This is a genomic window from Streptomyces sp. NPDC002784 (assembly GCF_053592135.1).
The window spans coordinates 1-1,589 of the sequence record NZ_JBSFVD010000164.1; the positions used below are offsets into that span (position 1 = coordinate 1).

1 protein-coding gene and 1 pseudogene are annotated in these 1,589 nt (G+C 65.4%); both read left to right on the top strand.

Features of this window, described 5'->3' with window-relative positions; all coding sequences use genetic code 11:
* Positions 1 to 138 precede the first annotated feature (138 nt).
* Positions 139 to 306: pseudogene (locus tag ACWD1Z_RS37490) on the top strand (IS630 family transposase); the annotation flags it as partial.
* Positions 307 to 394: 88 nt separating this feature from the next.
* Positions 395 to 1,249 (top strand): maleylpyruvate isomerase family mycothiol-dependent enzyme, encoded by an 855-nt coding sequence (locus ACWD1Z_RS37495; RefSeq protein WP_451125396.1) that lies wholly within the window; start codon positions 395 to 397, stop codon positions 1,247 to 1,249.
* The last annotated feature ends 340 nt before the right edge of the window (positions 1,250 to 1,589 follow it).

Sequence of the window (1,589 nt, forward strand, 5' to 3'; positions counted from 1 at the left end):
CGCTGGAAGAGGTCGTACAACTCGTCCGGCACCAAGCGTTCCACGATCAGCACGAACCCAGGCTACCGACCTCGCCAATTGAGACGACCTCTTAATCGCTGCCAACGTCATCGGCCCACTGCCTTCCAGATACTCGCCTACGGACCTGACCTGAACCCGCAGGAAGGCGTCTGGTCGCTGGTCAAACGCGACCTCGGCAACCTCGCCGCAGCCGACCTTACGCAGATCACCCGGGCTCTGACGCGCATACTCAAGCAGATCCAGCACCGGCCCGACCGGGTGGACGGCCCTCTGGACGGCACTGGCCAGATGAGGGGCCGACTGACCGACAGACACCGTGCCGTGAGGCGGTATTCGATGGAAGACCAAGCCTCCCGGCTGACAGGCTTTGACCATGAGTCACCGGTCCAAGCGCGTATCCGACCCCTCTTGGCTGGGCAAGCCGATCGACACTCGCCCGCTGTTCGGGCCAGAGCTGGCCGCGCTGCTCGACCTGCTACGCGGGCTGCAGCGCGGTGAATGGAGCAGGGCCGCAGTCCCGGGATGGACCGTGCACGATCTTGCCGCCCACATCCTCGGCGACTACCACGGCCGCCTCGGCTGGAGTACGGAAAGCCACCAGCGCGCCAGGGCGGCCGGAGAGACACTGGAAGCGTTCATCCACCGAGTCAACCAGGAATGGATCGACCTCCACGCCGATCACAACCCCGCCGAGCTCATCGAGGCGCTGGAACTGGCCGGGACCCAGGTCGCCCGTCAATTCGAGGCCACAGACCTCGACGCTACGGGCCTGGGAGTGTCCTGGGCCGGCGCCGACCCGGCCCTTAAGTGGCTGGACATCGGCCGGGAGTTCACCGAGTACTGGACCCACCGCCAGCAGATCCGCCACGCCACCGGCCAGGACACCGACCCGGAGCCCAACGCTCTGTCCGCGGTCCTGGACATCTTCATGAGGGCGTTGCCCCAGACACTGCATCACACCCCCGCACCCGCCGGGACACAACTCCAGGTAGCCATTGATGAGCCAGCCATCGGCACTTGGACCGTGACCGCCACCGCAGACCGCTGGTGGTCCCTGGCCGAGACACCCACCGGCCGACCGACCGCATCAGTACGGCTGGACCCAGAAACTGCCTGGCGACTTTGCACCCGCAGCATCGATCCTGGCACTGCCCTGGCCCGGGCCCGCATCAGCGGAGAGCGCCAGCTCGCGGAAGCCGCTTGCCAGATCGTGTCCATCATTTATTGATGAACTCTGCTGCATCGAGGACCATTGCTCCGGCGTATCGTCGTCTGCCACAGGTGGCAGACCGACATCACGCATCTAAGTTCAGTAGCGGGGTGATCGACTCACCCGGCCGCACGACGGGTGAAGGGTCCGCTGGGTGTCGCAGTTCACCTTCGGCCTGGTTGACCAGCCTCTGTGCGGGGGCCGTTCACATTTAGTCTGCGCCCACCCGGTACCGGTGCTCACCGGGATATTGCCTCGATTGCGGTTGCGTCCGTGGAGATGGTGTACGGGTTCGACCTGATCCGGGGGTTTGCTCCGGCATCGGGATGGTGCCCGCATAGATGAACGGCCACCGGCT

Coding starts and splice junctions, on each gene's coding strand:
- ACWD1Z_RS37495 (WP_451125396.1), top strand. CDS start 395: ATGAGTCACCGGTCCAAGCGCGTATCCGACCCCTCTTGGCTGGGCAAG.